Origin of the sequence: Brevundimonas guildfordensis (assembly GCF_014836405.1) — a bacterium.
Classification (GTDB): Bacteria; Pseudomonadota; Alphaproteobacteria; order Caulobacterales; family Caulobacteraceae; genus Brevundimonas; species Brevundimonas guildfordensis.
In genome coordinates, this window is the sequence record NZ_JACSQU010000001.1 from 148,539 (window position 1) to 163,172 (window position 14,634).

The window sequence follows — 14,634 nt, forward strand, 5'->3', positions numbered from 1 at the left end:
TCCGTAAAAAAGGGTGGGATGGGGTTTAGCGCGGCGCGGCCGCCGCGTCATCCGGGGCGTTCGCCGGGACGCTTCAGCGCGCGCCCCGCGACGACGGCGCCCGCCCCGAACTTGCCGCGCAGGGCGTCGATGGCGGTCTCGGTCTTCAGGGCGCGGGTCTCTGCCGTGGCGAACAGGCTGGCCGGGGCATCCTGGGCGTCGGCGATGTCGGCCATGCCGATGCCGATCAGCCTGTAGGGCACGCCGAGCTCGGGTTTCAGCAGGTCTCGTCCGGCGGCGAACAGGGCCCGCGCCGTCTGCACGGGCTCAGCCAGGGTGATGCGGCGGGTGACGATCTTGAAGTCCGTCTTGCGCAGCTTCAGCACCAGCACGCGGCTGGCGACGCCGTCGCGCCGGGCCTTTGAGGCCAGCTTTTCGCACAGGGGCCACAGTTCGGCTTCCAGCGCCTCAGCGGTGATCAGGTCGTCCTTGAAGGTGGTCTCGGCGCTCATGCCGCGCCGGTCGTGGTCGGGGTTCACCGGGCGGCTGTCGCGGGCGTGGCTGAGGTCGTGCAGCCGCAGGCCCGTCTCGCCATAGCGCCGGACCAGATCCTTCACCTCGGCCGCCGCCAGATCGCCGATGTTGGCGAAACCGTCCGAGCGCAGGGTGCGGCCGAACACCGGTCCGACGCCGGGCAGGGTGGTCACGGGGCGCGGCGCCAGCAGACTTTGCGCCTCCGCCGCGCCGATGACGGAGAAGCCTCGCGGCTTGTCCAACTCGGAAGCGATCTTGGCCAGGAAGCGGTTGGGCGCCAGGCCGATGGAGACGCTGAGGCCCGTCTCGTCCTCGATCCAATTCTGCAGGCGCGCCAACTGAAAGGCGGGCGGGCCGCCGTTCAGCCTTTCGGTGCCCTTCAGATCGATCCACGCCTCGTCCAGCGACAGGGTCTGAACCAGCGGCGTCAGGCGCTGCACGGCGCCGAAGATGCGCGCGCTCTCGGCCTTGTATTTGGCGAAGTCCGGCTTGATGACGACAGCGTCGGGACAGGCTTTCAGCGCTTTGAACATCGGCATGGCCGAACCGACGCCGTACAGCCGCGCCACATAGCAGGCGGTGGAGACGACGCCGCGCTTGCCGCCGCCGACGATCACGGGCCTGTCGCGCAGGTCGGGCCTGTCGCGCTTCTCGACGGAGGCGTAGAAGGCGTCGCAGTCCAGGTGGGCGATGTGCAGATCGCTCAGTTCATCGTGGGCGATCACCCGGCGCGAGTCGCACGACGGGCACCGCGCGACCTTGCGGTCGCCGGTCCACAGGCAGTCGCGACAAAGGACCGTGATGGCCAAACTCGAACTCCGTTTCCTCAGCTTCACGTCAACTTAAGACTGACGCCGCCACAGTGCACTCAAGAAGGCGTAACAGCCCGACGCGAAAGCGAATGAACAAGAGGCGCAACGGCCGGGTGGCGGATGTCCAAGAAGATCCTCATCGTCGAGGATAACGAGCTGAACATGAAGCTTTTTCATGATCTGCTCGATTCTCAGGGGTACGAAGTGCTGCAGACCCGCGAAGGGCTGCAGGCGCTGGCGATCGCGCGCGAGCGCCGCCCTGACCTGATCCTGATGGATATCCAGCTGCCGGAGATTTCCGGGCTCGAGGTCACGAAGTGGCTCAAGGACGATGACGAGCTGAACCATATACCCGTCATCGCCGTTACAGCCTTCGCCATGAAGGGTGATGAAGAACGAATTCGTCAGGGGGGCTGCGAGGCCTACATCTCCAAGCCGATTTCCGTCATCTCCTTCCTGGAAACGGTGCGGAAGCATCTGGGGTAGGGGATGAGCGCGCGAATTCTGGTGGTCGACGACGTAGAGGCCAATGTCCGTCTGCTCGAAGCCAAGCTGACTCTTGAATACTATGACGTCCTGACCTGCGGCGACGGGACCTCGTGCCTGCCTATCGCGCGGGACGAGCAACCCGATCTGATTCTGCTGGACGTCATGATGCCGGGCATGGACGGGTTCGAGACCTGCCGTCGGCTCAAGGCCGCCGAGGAGACGCGCCACATTCCTGTCGTGCTGGTGACAGCTCTGGACGGCCGCCATGACCGTATCCGGGGACTGGAAGCGGGCGCTGACGATTTCCTGTCCAAGCCGCTGGATGATGTGATCCTGATGGCGCGCGTAAAGAGCCTGACGCGCCTGAAGATGGTCATGGACGAGTTGCGCGAGCATGAGGAGAGCAGCCGTCGGCTCGGTATGGACGCGGGCGGCGTCGGCCGTTTGAAGGGCTCGGGCGGTCGCGTTCTCGTCGTCGACGACAATGAACTTCAGGCCGAGATGATCGCGCGCGAGTTGTCGGTCGAACACCGGCCAAGCGTCGCAGGAGCCTTGGCGGAGGGGTTGGACGCCGCGAAGGGGGCTGTCGACCTCGTGATCGTCAATGTCTCGTCCGAAGGCTTCGACGGCCTGCGTCTGATCGCCCAGTTGCGTTCCAAGGAGGCGACACGGCGGCTTCCCATATTGGCGCTGATCGACACCCATGACCGGCCCCGTCTGCTGAAGGCGCTGGATCTGGGCGCGCACGACATCCTGGCTCGCCCTGTCGACCCTGAAGAGATGTCGGCCCGTGTCCGGACACAGGTGAAGCGCAAGCGGTATGGCGACTTCCTGCGCGACAAGCTGGACCACAATCTGGAGATGGCGATCACTGACCCGCTGACGGGCCTGCACAATCGCCGCTACATGACCAGCCAGCTCCAGGCCCTCGTTGAGCGCGCCGCCCGGGGCGGCGATTCAGTGGCGGTGCTGGTGCTTGACGTCGACCACTTCAAGTCGGTCAACGACACCTTCGGTCACGATGTCGGCGACGAGGTTCTGCGCGAGTTTGCGGTGCGGCTGGCGACCAATGTGCGCGCGGTCGATCTGCCCTGTCGGTTTGGCGGCGAGGAGTTCGTCGTGGTGATGCCAGGCACGTCGCTGGACGACGCCCATCGCATCGCCGAGCGAATCCGACGCGACGTCGGAGCGGCGCCGTTTCGTATCAGCGGCGGCGAAGTGTTGGGCGTGACGGTCTCGGTCGGCGTGTCGGCCAGTTTAGGCATGAACGACACGCCCGAGGCCTTGATCAAACGCGCCGACGAAGGCGTCTACGAGGCTAAGGCTCAGGGGCGTAATCGCGTCGTCGCCCGCGCTGCCTGACGCGACATTTCCCGCCAGGGCGCAACGAAAAACGCCCGGTCCTGCGACCGGGCGTTTCGATTCTTGCAGATTCAAGCGGAGGGCGAAGCCCTTACTTGATCTTGCCTTCCTTGAACTCGACGTGCTTGCGGACGACCGGGTCGTACTTCTTAACGACCATCTTCTCGGTCATCGTACGGGCGTTCTTCTTGGTGACGTAGAAGAAGCCGGTGTCAGCGGTGGAGTTCAGGCGGATCTTGATGGAAGCCGGTTTGGCCATCGGAATTACCTCTGCGACGGCGAAAGCCGCTTGAAATAAGAGGCGCGGAACATACTCACGCAGGGCCTAAAGTCAACGGTTTCGATGTCGCGTTGAGCGCCGCCTGTTAAGCGCTAGTGTTTCGCCATGAAAAAGCCCTTCTTCAAGCCCGCCTACGCCCTTTCCGCCGCCGTTGTCGCCGCCGGATTGACCCTTTCCGCCTGCTCGTCCGAGCCCGTCGCCCCGGCGCCTGCCGAGGCCCCGGCGACGGCCCAGGACGCCTTCTTCGCCAATCTGACCGCCCTGTGCGGCCAGCGGTTTGAGGGCAAGGTCGTCACGAACGAGGCCGCCGATTCCGATTTCGCGGGCAAGCGCCTGCTGATGCACGTGCGCGACTGCTCGGCGGATGAGATTCGCATCCCCTTCTGGGTCGGCGAAGACCGGTCGCGCACCTGGGTGGTGACGCGCACCGATTCGGGCCTGCGCCTGAAGCATGATCACCGCCAGCCGGACGGCAAGACGGACCCGCTGCACTGGTACGGCGGCGACACCGCCAGCGAAGGCACGGCCGAGCGTCAGGAGTTCCCGGTCGACCAGGAGTCCATCGATCTGTTCAACGCCAACGACGCCTCGGTCTCGACGACGAACGTCTGGGCGATGGAGGTCCACCCCGACAAGACCTTCACCTATGAGCTCCGCCGGCCGAACCGTCACTTCCAGGTCGATTTCGATCTGACCAAGCCGGTCGCCGAATAGGGCCTTGAGGCCGCCGCGTCAGTCCTGATGGTCGATGACGTGGCGGCCGCGCGCCATATGCACGAAGGGCAGGGGGCGCTGAGGCGTCTCCAGCCGCTCGGCGACCTCGCCCAGCACGAAGCGGGTGATGGCGGGCAGGTCGAGGCTCTGAGCCTCCTCCAGCGGGATCCAGGCGATCTCGTCCAGTTCGCCTGAGCCTTCGATGCGGTCCGGGTCGCGCAGGGCCTCGACCGGGGCCATGAAGAAGCGGGCGTCGAAGCGGCGTGATCGGCCCGGCGGGGTTATGGCGCGCGCCACATAGGACAGCACCGACAGATCGGGCAGGGCGCCGGCCTGACGATACTCCCGCCACGGCCCGACGACCGAGGCGGCCGGCGCGGGTCGGCCCAGGATCAGCCCCGTCTCTTCAAACGTCTCGCGTACGGCGGCCAGAGCCAGGGCGCGGGCGCGCCGCGCGGGCATCTCTGCTTCCAGTCGGCGTGCAGCGTCATGCGATAGAGAGCCGGCGTCCGCTGCGGTGAAATCCGCCCGCTCGATGCGTCCGCCCGGAAACACCCACTTCGACGCCATGAAGACATGGCCCGGCGCGCGGCGGCCCATCAGGACTTCGGGCCGCTTGGCCCCGCGCGTCAGGATCAGGGTGGCGGCGTCCTTGGGGCGCTGGGCTCCGCCGGTGCGGGGCGCATCGGCCAGGTCCTTGGCGGCGTCGAAGGGGAGGGGCTTCACCGCCGCTTGCCTTTTCTGACGCCCTTCAGGCCGCCGGAAGGCTTGGCGCCGTTGCCGGGTTTGGGGCCGCCGGGGCGGCCTTTCCCACGCTTGGGCGGGCCGTCGCCGCCGCGTCCGCGCATGCCGTAGCGCGGCGCCGGGGCGTTGGGATCGCGCGGGTCCGGTTCGGACAGCATTTCCAGCACCAGACCGCCGGTGACCGGCGTGGCCTCCATCAGCCGCACCTCGACGCGGCGGCCCAGCGGGAAGCGCTTGCCGGAGCGCTCGCCGACCAGGGCGTGAGCGCGGTCGTCGTGGGTGAAATATTCGTCGCCCAGCGTCGAGACAGGGACCAGACCGTCGGCGCCCGTCTCATCCAGCCTGATGAACAGGCCGAAGCGGGTGACGCCGGTGATCCGGCCGGTGAAGGTCGCGCCGACGTGCTCTTCCAGGAAGGCGGCGATGTAGCGGTCCATCGCGTCGCGCTCGGCGGCCATCGAGCGGCGCTCGGTTTCGGTGACGTGCTCGGCGATGCCGCCCAATTCAGCGATCTCGCGGTCGGTCAGGCCGTCCGAGCCCAGCCTCAGCCCCCGGATCAGCCCGCGATGGACGATCAGGTCGGAATAGCGCCGGATCGGCGAGGTGAAGTGGGCGTAGCGGTCCAGGTGCAGACCGAAGTGGCCGACGTTTTCAGGGCTGTAGATGGCCTGCATCTGGGTCCGCAGGACGACCTCGTTGACGACCTCGGCGTGCGGGGTCTCGCGGGTTTCCTCCAGCAGCTTGTTGAACCGCTTGGTGTTCGGCGCCTCGCCCTTGTTCCAGGGTTTTCCAATGGTGTGCAGGAAGTCGGCCAGGTTGAAGATCTTCTCCTGGCTGGGCGTGTCATGGACGCGATAGATCAGCGGCGTGTGCGTCTTCTCCCGCGTCTCGGCGGCGCAGACGTTGGCCTGGATCATCATCTCTTCGATCAGCCGGTGAGCTTCCAGCGACTTGCGCGGCTCGATGCCGGCGATGCCGCCGTCGGGCGACATGATGATGCGGCGCTCGGGGCTTTCGATGGCCAGGGGGCTGCGGCGCTCGCGGCCCTTCAGCATGGTGCGATAGGCGTTCCACAGCGGATAGAGGATGGCCTCCATGATCGGCCCGGTCGCGTCATCCAGCAGGCCGTCGATGGCGGATTGCGCCTGTTCGTAGGACAGCTTGGCGTGGCTTCGCATCAGGCCGCGCGTGAACTTGTGTCCGGTCTTGCGGCCGTCCTTGTCGAAGACCATGCGCACGGCCATGCAGGCGCGGTTCTCGCCCTGCTTCAGGCTGCACAGGCCGTTGGACAGCACTTCGGGCAGCATCGGCTCGACCCGGTCGGGGAAGTAGGTCGAGTTGCCCTTGGCCCGCGCCTCGCGGTCCAGCGCCGTGTTCGGCCGCACATAGGCGGCGACGTCGGCGATGGCGACCCAGACGATCCAGCCGCCCGCATTGGCCGGGTCTTCATCGCGCTCGGCATAGACCGCGTCGTCATGGTCGCGCGCATCGGCGGGGTCGATGGTGATGAAGGGGACGTGGCGCAGATCTTCGCGTCCCTTCAGCGTCGGCACGTCCTGATCCTCGGCCTCGCGCTCCACCGCTTCGGAGAAGCCGGTCGGCACCCCGTGGGCGTGGATAGCGATGATGGAGGCGGCGCGCGGGTCGTCCTCGCGACCGATGTTCTCAAGGATCTTGCCGCGCTTGGGGCCGTAGCGATGCTCGCCCTTTTCGATCGCGGCCAGCACCAGATCGCCGTCGCGCAGATCGGCGGCCTGTGCCTGCGGAACGATCAGCACGTCTTTGGAGCGTTTGTCGACCGGCTCGACCCGCGTCTCGCGCCCGCCCTTGCGGATGACGCCCAGCACGCGGTTGGCGCCGGTGTCCAGCCGCTTGACCAGACGCGCCTCCCAGCCGTCGACGCCCTGGCTGAACTTGACCAGCAGGCGATCGCCCATGCCGGGCGCGGGACCGCGACCCTCTCGGTCGGGCATAAGCACCGCGCGCGGCGCATCCTCTCCGCCCTTGACCAGCTGGACGTAAAGCTCGCCGTCAGCGTCGCGGTCGACCACGTCGACGACGCCGACCGGGGGCAGGGCGCCGACCTCGGAAAAGCCCTTGCGGCCGCGTTTGCTGAGGCGGCCCTCAGCCTCCAGCTCCTTCAGCATTTCGCGCATCTGCCGCCGCTCGGCGCCTTTCAGGCCGAAGGCGCGAGCGATGTCGGCCTTTTCGGCTTCTCCGGCCTCACGCAGGAAGGCGATCAGGGTTTCTTTGTCGGGCAGGCCCGCAGCGGGGCGTTTTGGAGTCTTGACCATTGCGCCCTTTCTAACGCGCTTCGCGATGAAAGGGTGAAAACTTGCAGGAGTTGACCGCGAACGGGCGGACGCCCAGCTTCACAAGTCACCCGTGCAACGGAGCCTGCCCCCATGTCGATGACCGACGCCCCCGTTCTCAGCCGTCCGGCCAAGTCCCTGCTGGATCTGATCGGCAAGACGCCGATGGTCGAGGTGACGCGGATCGACACCGGCCCCTGCCGCCTTTTCCTGAAACTGGAGAGCCAGAACCCCGGCGGCTCCATCAAGGACCGCATCGCCCTGTCGATGATCGAGGCGGCTGAGAAGGCGGGCTGGCTGAAGCCGGGGGGCACGATTGTCGAGGCGACGGCGGGCAATACCGGTCTGGCGCTAACCCTGGTCGGCAAGCAGAAGGGCTATAAGGTCCTGCTGGTCATCCCCGACAAGATGTCGAAGGAGAAGATCCAGCACCTGCGCGCCATGGGCGCCGACGTCCGCCTCACCCGCTCGGACGTGCCGCACGGCCACCCCGAATACTACACCGACATGGCTGAACGCCTCGCCCAGCAGATTCCGGGCGGCTATTTCGTCAACCAGTTCGCCAACGACGCCAACTCCGAGGCTCATTTCAAGACGACCGGGCCCGAAATCTTCGAGCAGATGGACGGCGACATCGACGCCTTCGTCGCCGGCATCGGCTCGGGCGGGACGATCACGGGCAACGCCCGCTATTTCAAAGCGCAGGGCTCCAAGGCGAAGATCATCCTGGCCGACCCGGTCGGCTCGGCGCTGGCGGGCCTGATCAACGAAGGCGTGCCGGGTCCTGACGGCAGCTATACCGTCGAAGGCATCGGTCAGAACTTCATGCCCGAGACGACCGATCCGGACCTGATCGACGTCGCCTATTCCATCCCCGACGCTGAAGCCATCGCGACGGTGCGCGAGCTGTTGTTGAAGGAAGGCATTCTGGCTGGGTCGTCCTCCGGCACCCTGATCGCTACGGCCCTGCGCTGGTGCCGCGAGCAGACCGAGCCGAAGCGCGTGGTGACCTTCGTCTGCGACACCGGCGCCAAATACCTGTCCAAGGTCTACAACGACGCCTGGCTGGCCGATCAGGGGCTGGCCGAACGCGAACTGCACGGCGACCTGTCCGACCTCATCAACCGCAAATACGCCGCGGGCGACGTGGTGGTGATAGGGCCTGAAGACACGCTGGACACCGCCTTCAAGCGGATGCGCGGCGACGGCCTGTCTCAACTGCCGGTCATTCAGGATGGTCGTCTGGTCGGCATCCTGGACGAGAGCGACATCGTCCATATCCTGAACACCGACGACATCACGCGCCCGGAGCGCTTCGCCAAGCCGGTATCCTCGGCCATGACGCGCGATCTGGATACGCTCCAGGTGACGGAATCGTTGGACGCACTGATCCCTGTCTTCGACCGCGACCGCGTAGCCATCGTGCTGGATGGCGAGGCCTTCGTCGGTCTGATCACCCGCACCGACCTCATCAACCACCTTAGCCTGAACCGGTAAGTCCATGTCCGAACTGAAGAACCGACAAGGCTTCTCCACCCGCGCCATCCATGCGGGCCAGCGGCCGGACCCGTCGACGGGCGCGGTGATGACGCCGATCTACGCCACCTCGACCTACGCCCAGGAAAGCCCGGGCGTGAACAAGGGCTATGAGTACGCGCGCGGCAAGAACCCGACGCGAGAGGCGTTCGAGGCCTGCATCGCCGATCTAGAAGGCGGGGTTCAGGCCTTCGGTTTCGGATCGGGTATGGCGGCGACTTCGACGGCGCTGGAACTGCTGGACGCCGGGGCGCACATCATCACCGGCGATGACCTCTATGGCGGATCGTGGCGGCTGTTCGAGCGGGTGCGTCGCCGCTCGATGGGGCTGGATTTCAGCTACATCGACCTGACCGATCTGGCGGCGGTCGAGGCGGCCATCACCGACAAGACGCGGATGCTGTGGGTCGAGACGCCTACCAATCCGCTGATGAAGCTGGCCGACATAGAGGCCCTGTCGAAGGTCGCCAAGGCGCACAAGCTGATCCTGGTGGTCGACAACACCTTCGCCACGCCCTGGAGCCAGCAGCCGCTGGCGCTGGGCGCCGATGTGGTCATGCACTCGGCGACCAAATATCTGAACGGCCACTCCGATATCGTTGGCGGCGTGCTGGTCGCCAAGGACGCTGAGTTGGCGACCCAGCTGAAGTTCCTCCAGAACTCCATCGGCGGCGTCATGGGGCCGTTCGACGCCTTCCTGGCCAATCGGGGCCTGAAGACGCTGGGCCTGCGCATGAAAGCCCACAATGAGAACGCCCTGGCCGTTGCGCGCTGGCTGGAAGACCGCAAGGACGTCGCCAAGGTGCTCTATCCGGGCCTGATCAGCCACCCTCAGCATGAACTGGCCGCGCGCCAGATGAACGGCCGCTTCGGGGGCATGGTCACCATGCTGATCGACGGCGACCTGGAGCGCACGAAGCGGGTGCTTGAACGGGTGCAGGTCTTCACCCTGGCGGAATCGCTCGGCGGCGTCGAAAGTCTGGTGAACCACCCGGCCATCATGACCCACGCTTCTGTGCCCAAAGAAGTGCGCGAGGCTGGCGGCGTCACCGACAACCTGATCCGCCTGTCGGTCGGGGTCGAGGACATCGACGACCTGATCGCCGACCTGGATCAGGCCATCGGCTGAGGCTGATTGAGGCGCCGGGGTTCAAATCCTCGGCTTGCCTGCCTAGGCTGGGGCCATGTTTGATTTTGACGCCATGCGTGAGCGCCTGGCGGAGTTCCCGACGGCGGAGATGCTGATCGGGCTCTGTCTTCTTGTCCTTGTCGCCCTCATTGCGGACTTTATCGTCCGCCGAGTTCTTACCCGATTGATCCTGAAGGTCGTCGGGCGGGCGGTGCAGGATCTCGACGTACTGTTGCAGCCGGTGGTGCGCAGCTTCACCCGCGTCGTTCCAGCCATCATCATCTACCGGGGCATCGGCGGCGTGCCCCATCTATCGCCCGGCGTCGTGACCCTGATCCAGAATGTGGCTGGGGCCTTTATGATCGTGGCGGTCGCTGTCGGCATCGGCGCGGCGCTGGACATGGCCAACGCCATCTACGCCCGCTCGCCGCGTGCGCATCGGCGCAGCATCAAAGGCTATCTTCAGGTCCTGAAGATCGTCATCTACGCCATCGCCACCATCCTGGTGATCGCTGCGCTGATCGACCAGTCGCCGTTGCTGCTGCTGTCGGGCCTCGGCGCGCTCGCGGCGGTGCTGATGCTGGTGTTCAAGGACACGATCCTGTCGCTGGTGGCGTCGGTTCAGTTGAACTCCAACGACATGCTGCGCGTCGGCGACTGGATCGAGATGCCTCAGGTCAACGCCGACGGCGACGTGATCGACATCGCCCTGCACACGGTGAAGGTGCAGAACTGGGACAAAACCGTAACCACCATCCCCACCTGGCGGATGATCAATGAGTCCTACAAGAACTGGCGCGGCATGCAGGAAAGCGGCGGGCGCCGGATCAAGCGCGCCCTGTTGATCGATCAGGCCAGCGCGCGTTTCCTGACCGAGGAAGAGCGCGACCGGCTGCGGCGCTTCACCCTGATCGACGACTACCTGGCGGACAAGACCGTCGAAATGGCCGACTGGAACGCCAAACTGGTCGCGGCCGGGCGGGACCCCGTCAACATGCGCCGCTCGACCAACATCGGCGCTTTCCGGGCCTATGTGCAGAACTATCTGGAGAACCACCCCCGCATCCGCCAGGACATGACGCTGCTGGTGCGCCAGCTGCAGCCGACGGAGACGGGCCTGCCGCTGGAAATCTACGCCTTCACCGCCACGGTCGCCTGGGCCGAGTATGAGGCGATCCAGGGGGACATCTTTGATCACCTGCTGGCGATCCTGCCCGAGTTTGGTCTGCGCCTGTTCCAGTCGCCCAGCGGCGCCGACTTCAGTCAGTTGAAGCCCGCATAAGAAAAGCGCGCAGAGGGCGACCTCTGCGCGCTTCAATCCTTGTCACCTACGCCCATCGTCGCCGACGGGGAGGGGACGGCTGGATCAGCCTTCGGTCTTCAGTTGACCGGCCGATTCCTTGCCCGAGCGACGGTCGCGCTCGATTTCGTAGGAAACCTTTTGGTTTTCGTCCAGGCCGCGCAGGCCGGCTTGCTCGACGGCCGAGATGTGGACGAAAACGTCCTTGCCGCCGTCATCCGGCTGGATGAAGCCGTAGCCCTTGGTGGAGTTGAACCATTTAACAGTGCCGGTAGCCATTTTCAGGACCTCCGCTAGAAGTTGGCCTCAGAGAACGTCCCTGATGACCTGTCGGGTCTGAATGGATCGGCTTAGACCTCGGTGCGCGGGGCAGAAGGCAGAGCGTTACGCAGAGAGATCGACCCCACTAGAGTGGACCTTCCCTCGCCCGAATGCAAGGGGCGGGCCCTACAACTCCGCCGTTTCCGGCGGCGAAATCCAGTTCTCCTGGCACAGTTTGCGCAAGGCCGAGGTGATGGTCGAGCCGTACAGAGCGTCTTGAATCCGCTCATACCCCTCGGTCTTCAGGGCCTGTTTGACATCGCCTACGGTCCGGCAGGCGCCGCTCTGGGCCAGTTGGTACGCACGTTCCAAAGTCGTCGGTCGAAAAGTCATGGCGTTAGCCTAAGCCTTTTCGCAGCAAAGGTGAAACCGGCGCCCGAAACGCAGCGCGCCGGTCAGAAATAGACGCTGATGCCGGCGACCAGGGCGTCGTCGTACTGCTCGCCGGGAACCTTGGCGTTGGTGCCGTGCCAGCGCAGTTCGGCCTCCAGGTTATCGGTCAGGGCGTAGGTCGCGCCGATGTTGTAGCCGGTGTAGTCGACGCTCTCGTTCTGCTCGCGGCGGCCCACCTCGGCCGAGACGTTCAGCTTGTCGGTGAAGTCCCAGCCCCCGCGCACGGCGACCCAGGTCCAGGATTTGACCGAGCCGGCGCCGTCGGGCGAGTGCTGCAGCCGCAGGCGGGCGCTGGCCGGGCCGATCGAGCGCTTCATGTCGGCGGTGAACTCCCAGGCCTTGTCGTCGTAGCCCGGATCGGCGTCCACGCGCCACTTGTAGGCGGCGCCGAAATCGAAGTCGAAGCCGCCCCACTGGGGCCGCACGCCGGCGTTGAACTCGGCTTCCAGTTCAGAGCCGCCGCTCTTGATCGTCTCCAGGCCCGGCCCGGCGTAGAAGAGGCCGCTTTCGCTTTCCCATTCCGCCGCGCCCCAGACGAAGGGATCGCCGTCCGACTTGGAGGCGTCCTTGGAGCGGTTGTCGCTGGCGGCGCCGGCGCTGAAGCTCCAGCGGCCGGGCAGCTCTTGCGCCTGGGCGGCCGAGGCCAGGATCAGGAGCGGGGCGGTCGCCATCAGGGCGGTCGTCAGGATGCGCATGGTCGGCCTCGATCAGGGAAGGTGTCGAGGCCGCTTCCTAGAGACGCTTCTTGTCGAATTTGTCACAAGCCTGCGAAAATTCGTCCGTCAGCCGAGCGACAAGCTGAGCCGTCGTGGGCGTGTCGTGGATGGCGCCCGAGCCCTGACCGGCCGACCAGACGGTCTTCCAGGCCTTGGCCTCCTCGCCCATGTCCAGCTTGTGCTCGGGCAGGGACTTGGGGTCGATCTTGTTCTCGACCAGCGACGGCGTCAGGAAGTTGGCCGGGATGCCCGAGACGGCGGGGGTGTAGGTGATGTCGGCCGAGCCCGCCTGGACGATCATGTCCTTGTAGTGCGGCTGGGCCTCGCTCTCGGTCGTGGCGATGAAGCGGGTGCCCATATAGGCGAAGTCGGCCCCCATCATCAGCGCCGCCGCCACGTCCTGACCTGTCGAGATGGCGCCCGCCAGGATGATGGTCCCGTCATAGAAGCTGCGCACCTCGTTGATCAGGGCGAAGGGGTTCACGACGCCGGCGTGCCCGCCCGCGCCGTTGGCGACCAGGATCAGGCCGTCGACCCCCGCCTCTGCGGCCTTGCGCGCATGACGCACATTGGCGATGTCGTGGAAGACCACGCCGCCATAGCCGTGCACCGCATCGACCACGTCGCGCACGGCGCCCAGCGAGGTGATGATCAGCGGCACCTTCTCCTCGACCGAGACCATCATGTCGGCCATCAGCCGCTCATTGGTCGGGTGGATGATGTGGTTGACGCCGAAAGGGGCGGCGCCGGGCGCCAGCCGCGACTTGATCTCGCGCAGCCACTCCCGATAGCCCTCGGTCGTGCGCTGGTTCAGCGAGGGAAAGGTGCCGATCACGCCCGCGTTGCAGGCCTCGACCACTAGATCCGGGCCGGACACCAGGAACATGGGGGAGGCGATCACCGGCAGCTTCAGACCGGACTGCAGGGAAGCGGGAATGGCCACGGGGAGACTCTCCTGAGTTGCTTTTGGCTACGCTAACCGGCTGTCGTCGGGGAAGGCAATCACGCTTTCCACCCATGACTGCGACCTTCGTCCGCCGGGATGAGCGGTGTTGACGGTTGTGCGCAACTGGAAGCCACCTGGAAAAAACAGAGTCCAATTCGTCTGAATCGTCTGAAATCGTTCAGTGGATGCTGAAGGGTACGGTGACGACGAAGGTTGTTCCGACCTCTTCCGGCTTGATCGTGGCGGGGTCCAACCGTCCGCGAAGCACGATTTTGACGGCCGCCTCGCCAAAGCCGCTGCCGCGAGGAACTTCGCCGATAACGACGCAGTTGGTCGGCTTGCCTGACAGCGCGACTTCGCAACGGACGGCGGCGCCGCCCGAGAGCCCGCGATCGACCGCCCTTTGCGGATAATCAGACGCTGTGGGGCGAGGCGGCGTCAGCCATCGGGCTTCCACATTGGCGAACGTCCGGGCCGGTTCCTGCGGGGGCGGTTCGGCGGCGAGATTGAACGGCACGCGGACGGCGAAACGGCGAGAGGCCGCGTCAGCGCCGTCATCGCTGACCACCACGCGTCCGCGTTGCACGATGCCGAGGGCGGCCTGACCGAAACCCATGCCCGGAGGCGTTTCAGAACGGATTTCGCAGTTGACGGGGCTGCCGTCCGGCGTGGCGTCGCAGGCGATCACGGCGGATCCGCTGACATCCGCCTGCAGGGCCGCCTCAGGGAAGTCATCGACAAAGGCCTGCGGTGGCACGCTCCAGCGCGGGGGCGGCAAGGCTTGATCGGCGTCCTGGGCAAGAGCTGAGGGCAGGGCGACGCCCCCTGAAACGATCATGAGGGCGCCCAGGGCAAAGCCAAACCTGGTAGGTAGGATCATGGATGCTCCTGAAACAGGCGACTGAAGAACGCTTGGAAAAAAACAGAGTCCAATTCGTCTGAATCGTCTGAAATCCCCTCGTCCCCGCACGGCCAGTCTCTCCGCGGCCGGGGCGCAGTCTAGCACAGGCGATACGGGGGTCAGGCCGATTGCGGCGGGGGCGGCGTTTTCTTTGGCGGGGCGAAGG

15 protein-coding genes are annotated in these 14,634 nt (G+C 65.8%); 6 read left to right on the forward strand and 9 right to left on the reverse strand.

Annotated features, from left to right (window positions below; all coding sequences use genetic code 11):
* Positions 1–47 precede the first annotated feature (47 nt).
* Positions 48–1,322 (reverse strand): DNA polymerase IV, encoded by a 1,275-nt coding sequence (locus H9656_RS00670; RefSeq protein ID WP_191742396.1) that lies wholly within the window; start codon positions 1,320–1,322, stop codon positions 48–50.
* A 123-nt stretch (positions 1,323–1,445) separates the two neighbouring features.
* Here H9656_RS00670 and H9656_RS00675 point away from each other — a divergent pair, with 123 nt between their 5' ends.
* Both H9656_RS00675 and H9656_RS00680 read left to right on the forward strand, forming a co-directional pair.
* On the forward strand, positions 1,446–1,811 hold the full coding sequence (locus H9656_RS00675) for a response regulator (RefSeq protein ID WP_191742397.1): 366 nt from the start codon (positions 1,446–1,448) through the stop codon (positions 1,809–1,811).
* 3 nt (positions 1,812–1,814) lie between these two features.
* A complete protein-coding gene (locus H9656_RS00680) occupies positions 1,815–3,176 on the forward strand; it encodes a PleD family two-component system response regulator (RefSeq protein WP_191742398.1) in 1,362 nt (453 codons plus the stop codon).
* Positions 3,177–3,267: 91 nt separating this feature from the next.
* Here the strand turns inward: H9656_RS00680 and rpmG are convergent, their stop codons facing one another.
* On the reverse strand, positions 3,268–3,435 hold the full coding sequence (rpmG, locus tag H9656_RS00685; protein WP_003164451.1) for a 50S ribosomal protein L33: 168 nt from the start codon (positions 3,433–3,435) through the stop codon (positions 3,268–3,270).
* 126 nt (positions 3,436–3,561) lie between these two features.
* Between rpmG and H9656_RS00690 the strand changes: the two genes are divergently transcribed.
* Positions 3,562–4,170, forward strand: a complete 609-nt coding sequence (locus H9656_RS00690; RefSeq protein WP_191742399.1) for a hypothetical protein — start codon at positions 3,562–3,564, stop codon at positions 4,168–4,170.
* 18 nt (positions 4,171–4,188) lie between these two features.
* Here H9656_RS00690 and H9656_RS00695 read toward each other — a convergent pair whose 3' ends face one another.
* The gene (locus tag H9656_RS00695) at positions 4,189–4,896 is read right to left on the reverse strand and encodes an NUDIX hydrolase (protein WP_191742400.1); all 708 of its coding nucleotides are present in this window, start codon (positions 4,894–4,896) and stop codon (positions 4,189–4,191) included.
* The gene (gene rnr / locus H9656_RS00700) at positions 4,893–7,208 is read right to left on the reverse strand and encodes a ribonuclease R (protein ID WP_191742401.1); all 2,316 of its coding nucleotides are present in this window, start codon (positions 7,206–7,208) and stop codon (positions 4,893–4,895) included. The genes H9656_RS00695 and rnr overlap by 4 nt, the downstream gene beginning before the upstream one ends.
* A gap of 111 nt (positions 7,209–7,319) precedes the next feature.
* Here rnr and H9656_RS00705 point away from each other — a divergent pair, with 111 nt between their 5' ends.
* Genes H9656_RS00705 through H9656_RS00715 form a run of 3 tightly spaced genes read left to right on the forward strand, consistent with a single transcriptional unit; the run spans position 7,320 to position 11,173 of the window.
* The gene (locus H9656_RS00705; RefSeq protein WP_191742402.1) at positions 7,320–8,723 is read left to right on the forward strand and encodes a pyridoxal-phosphate dependent enzyme; all 1,404 of its coding nucleotides are present in this window, start codon (positions 7,320–7,322) and stop codon (positions 8,721–8,723) included.
* 4 nt (positions 8,724–8,727) lie between these two features.
* A complete protein-coding gene (locus H9656_RS00710; protein ID WP_191742403.1) occupies positions 8,728–9,891 on the forward strand; it encodes a cystathionine gamma-synthase in 1,164 nt (387 codons plus the stop codon).
* 55 nt (positions 9,892–9,946) lie between these two features.
* Positions 9,947–11,173: a mechanosensitive ion channel family protein gene (locus H9656_RS00715; protein WP_191742404.1), complete on the forward strand. Its 1,227-nt coding sequence runs from the start codon at positions 9,947–9,949 to the stop codon at positions 11,171–11,173.
* An 84-nt stretch (positions 11,174–11,257) separates the two neighbouring features.
* On the opposite strand, the gene H9656_RS00720 is transcribed toward H9656_RS00715, so the two are convergent.
* The 5 genes from H9656_RS00720 to H9656_RS00740 form a co-directional block, all read right to left on the reverse strand.
* Entirely contained in the window at positions 11,258–11,470 is a 213-nt protein-coding gene (locus H9656_RS00720; RefSeq protein ID WP_003164457.1) for a cold-shock protein, read from the reverse strand.
* Between the two features lie 168 nt (positions 11,471–11,638).
* The gene (locus H9656_RS00725) at positions 11,639–11,845 is read right to left on the reverse strand and encodes a hypothetical protein (RefSeq protein ID WP_191742405.1); all 207 of its coding nucleotides are present in this window, start codon (positions 11,843–11,845) and stop codon (positions 11,639–11,641) included.
* Between the two features lie 62 nt (positions 11,846–11,907).
* Entirely contained in the window at positions 11,908–12,600 is a 693-nt protein-coding gene (locus H9656_RS00730; RefSeq protein WP_191742406.1) for a TorF family putative porin, read from the reverse strand.
* A gap of 37 nt (positions 12,601–12,637) precedes the next feature.
* Positions 12,638–13,564, reverse strand: coding sequence for an NAD(P)H-dependent flavin oxidoreductase (locus H9656_RS00735; RefSeq protein WP_191742407.1), 927 nt, complete (start codon positions 13,562–13,564; stop codon positions 12,638–12,640).
* A 181-nt stretch (positions 13,565–13,745) separates the two neighbouring features.
* Positions 13,746–14,447 carry a TonB family protein gene (locus tag H9656_RS00740; protein ID WP_191742408.1) on the reverse strand — a complete coding sequence of 234 codons (702 nt, stop codon included), beginning with the start codon at positions 14,445–14,447 and terminating at the stop codon, positions 13,746–13,748.
* Positions 14,448–14,634 lie beyond the last annotated feature (187 nt).

Bases quoted from the DNA above. Each gene is read 5' to 3' on its own strand.
- H9656_RS00675 (WP_191742397.1), top strand. From the start codon at position 1,446: ATGTCCAAGAAGATCCTCATCGTCGAGGATAACGAGCTGAACATGAAG.
- H9656_RS00680 (WP_191742398.1), top strand. From the start codon at position 1,815: ATGAGCGCGCGAATTCTGGTGGTCGACGACGTAGAGGCCAATGTCCGT.
- rpmG (WP_003164451.1), bottom strand. From the start codon at position 3,435: ATGGCCAAACCGGCTTCCATCAAGATCCGCCTGAACTCCACCGCTGAC.
- H9656_RS00690 (WP_191742399.1), top strand. From the start codon at position 3,562: ATGAAAAAGCCCTTCTTCAAGCCCGCCTACGCCCTTTCCGCCGCCGTT.
- rnr (WP_191742401.1), bottom strand. From the start codon at position 7,208: ATGGTCAAGACTCCAAAACGCCCCGCTGCGGGCCTGCCCGACAAAGAA.
- H9656_RS00705 (WP_191742402.1), top strand. From the start codon at position 7,320: ATGTCGATGACCGACGCCCCCGTTCTCAGCCGTCCGGCCAAGTCCCTG.
- H9656_RS00710 (WP_191742403.1), top strand. From the start codon at position 8,728: ATGTCCGAACTGAAGAACCGACAAGGCTTCTCCACCCGCGCCATCCAT.
- H9656_RS00715 (WP_191742404.1), top strand. From the start codon at position 9,947: ATGTTTGATTTTGACGCCATGCGTGAGCGCCTGGCGGAGTTCCCGACG.
- H9656_RS00720 (WP_003164457.1), bottom strand. From the start codon at position 11,470: ATGGCTACCGGCACTGTTAAATGGTTCAACTCCACCAAGGGCTACGGC.
- H9656_RS00725 (WP_191742405.1), bottom strand. From the start codon at position 11,845: ATGACTTTTCGACCGACGACTTTGGAACGTGCGTACCAACTGGCCCAG.
- H9656_RS00730 (WP_191742406.1), bottom strand. From the start codon at position 12,600: ATGCGCATCCTGACGACCGCCCTGATGGCGACCGCCCCGCTCCTGATC.
- H9656_RS00740 (WP_191742408.1), bottom strand. From the start codon at position 14,447: ATGATCCTACCTACCAGGTTTGGCTTTGCCCTGGGCGCCCTCATGATC.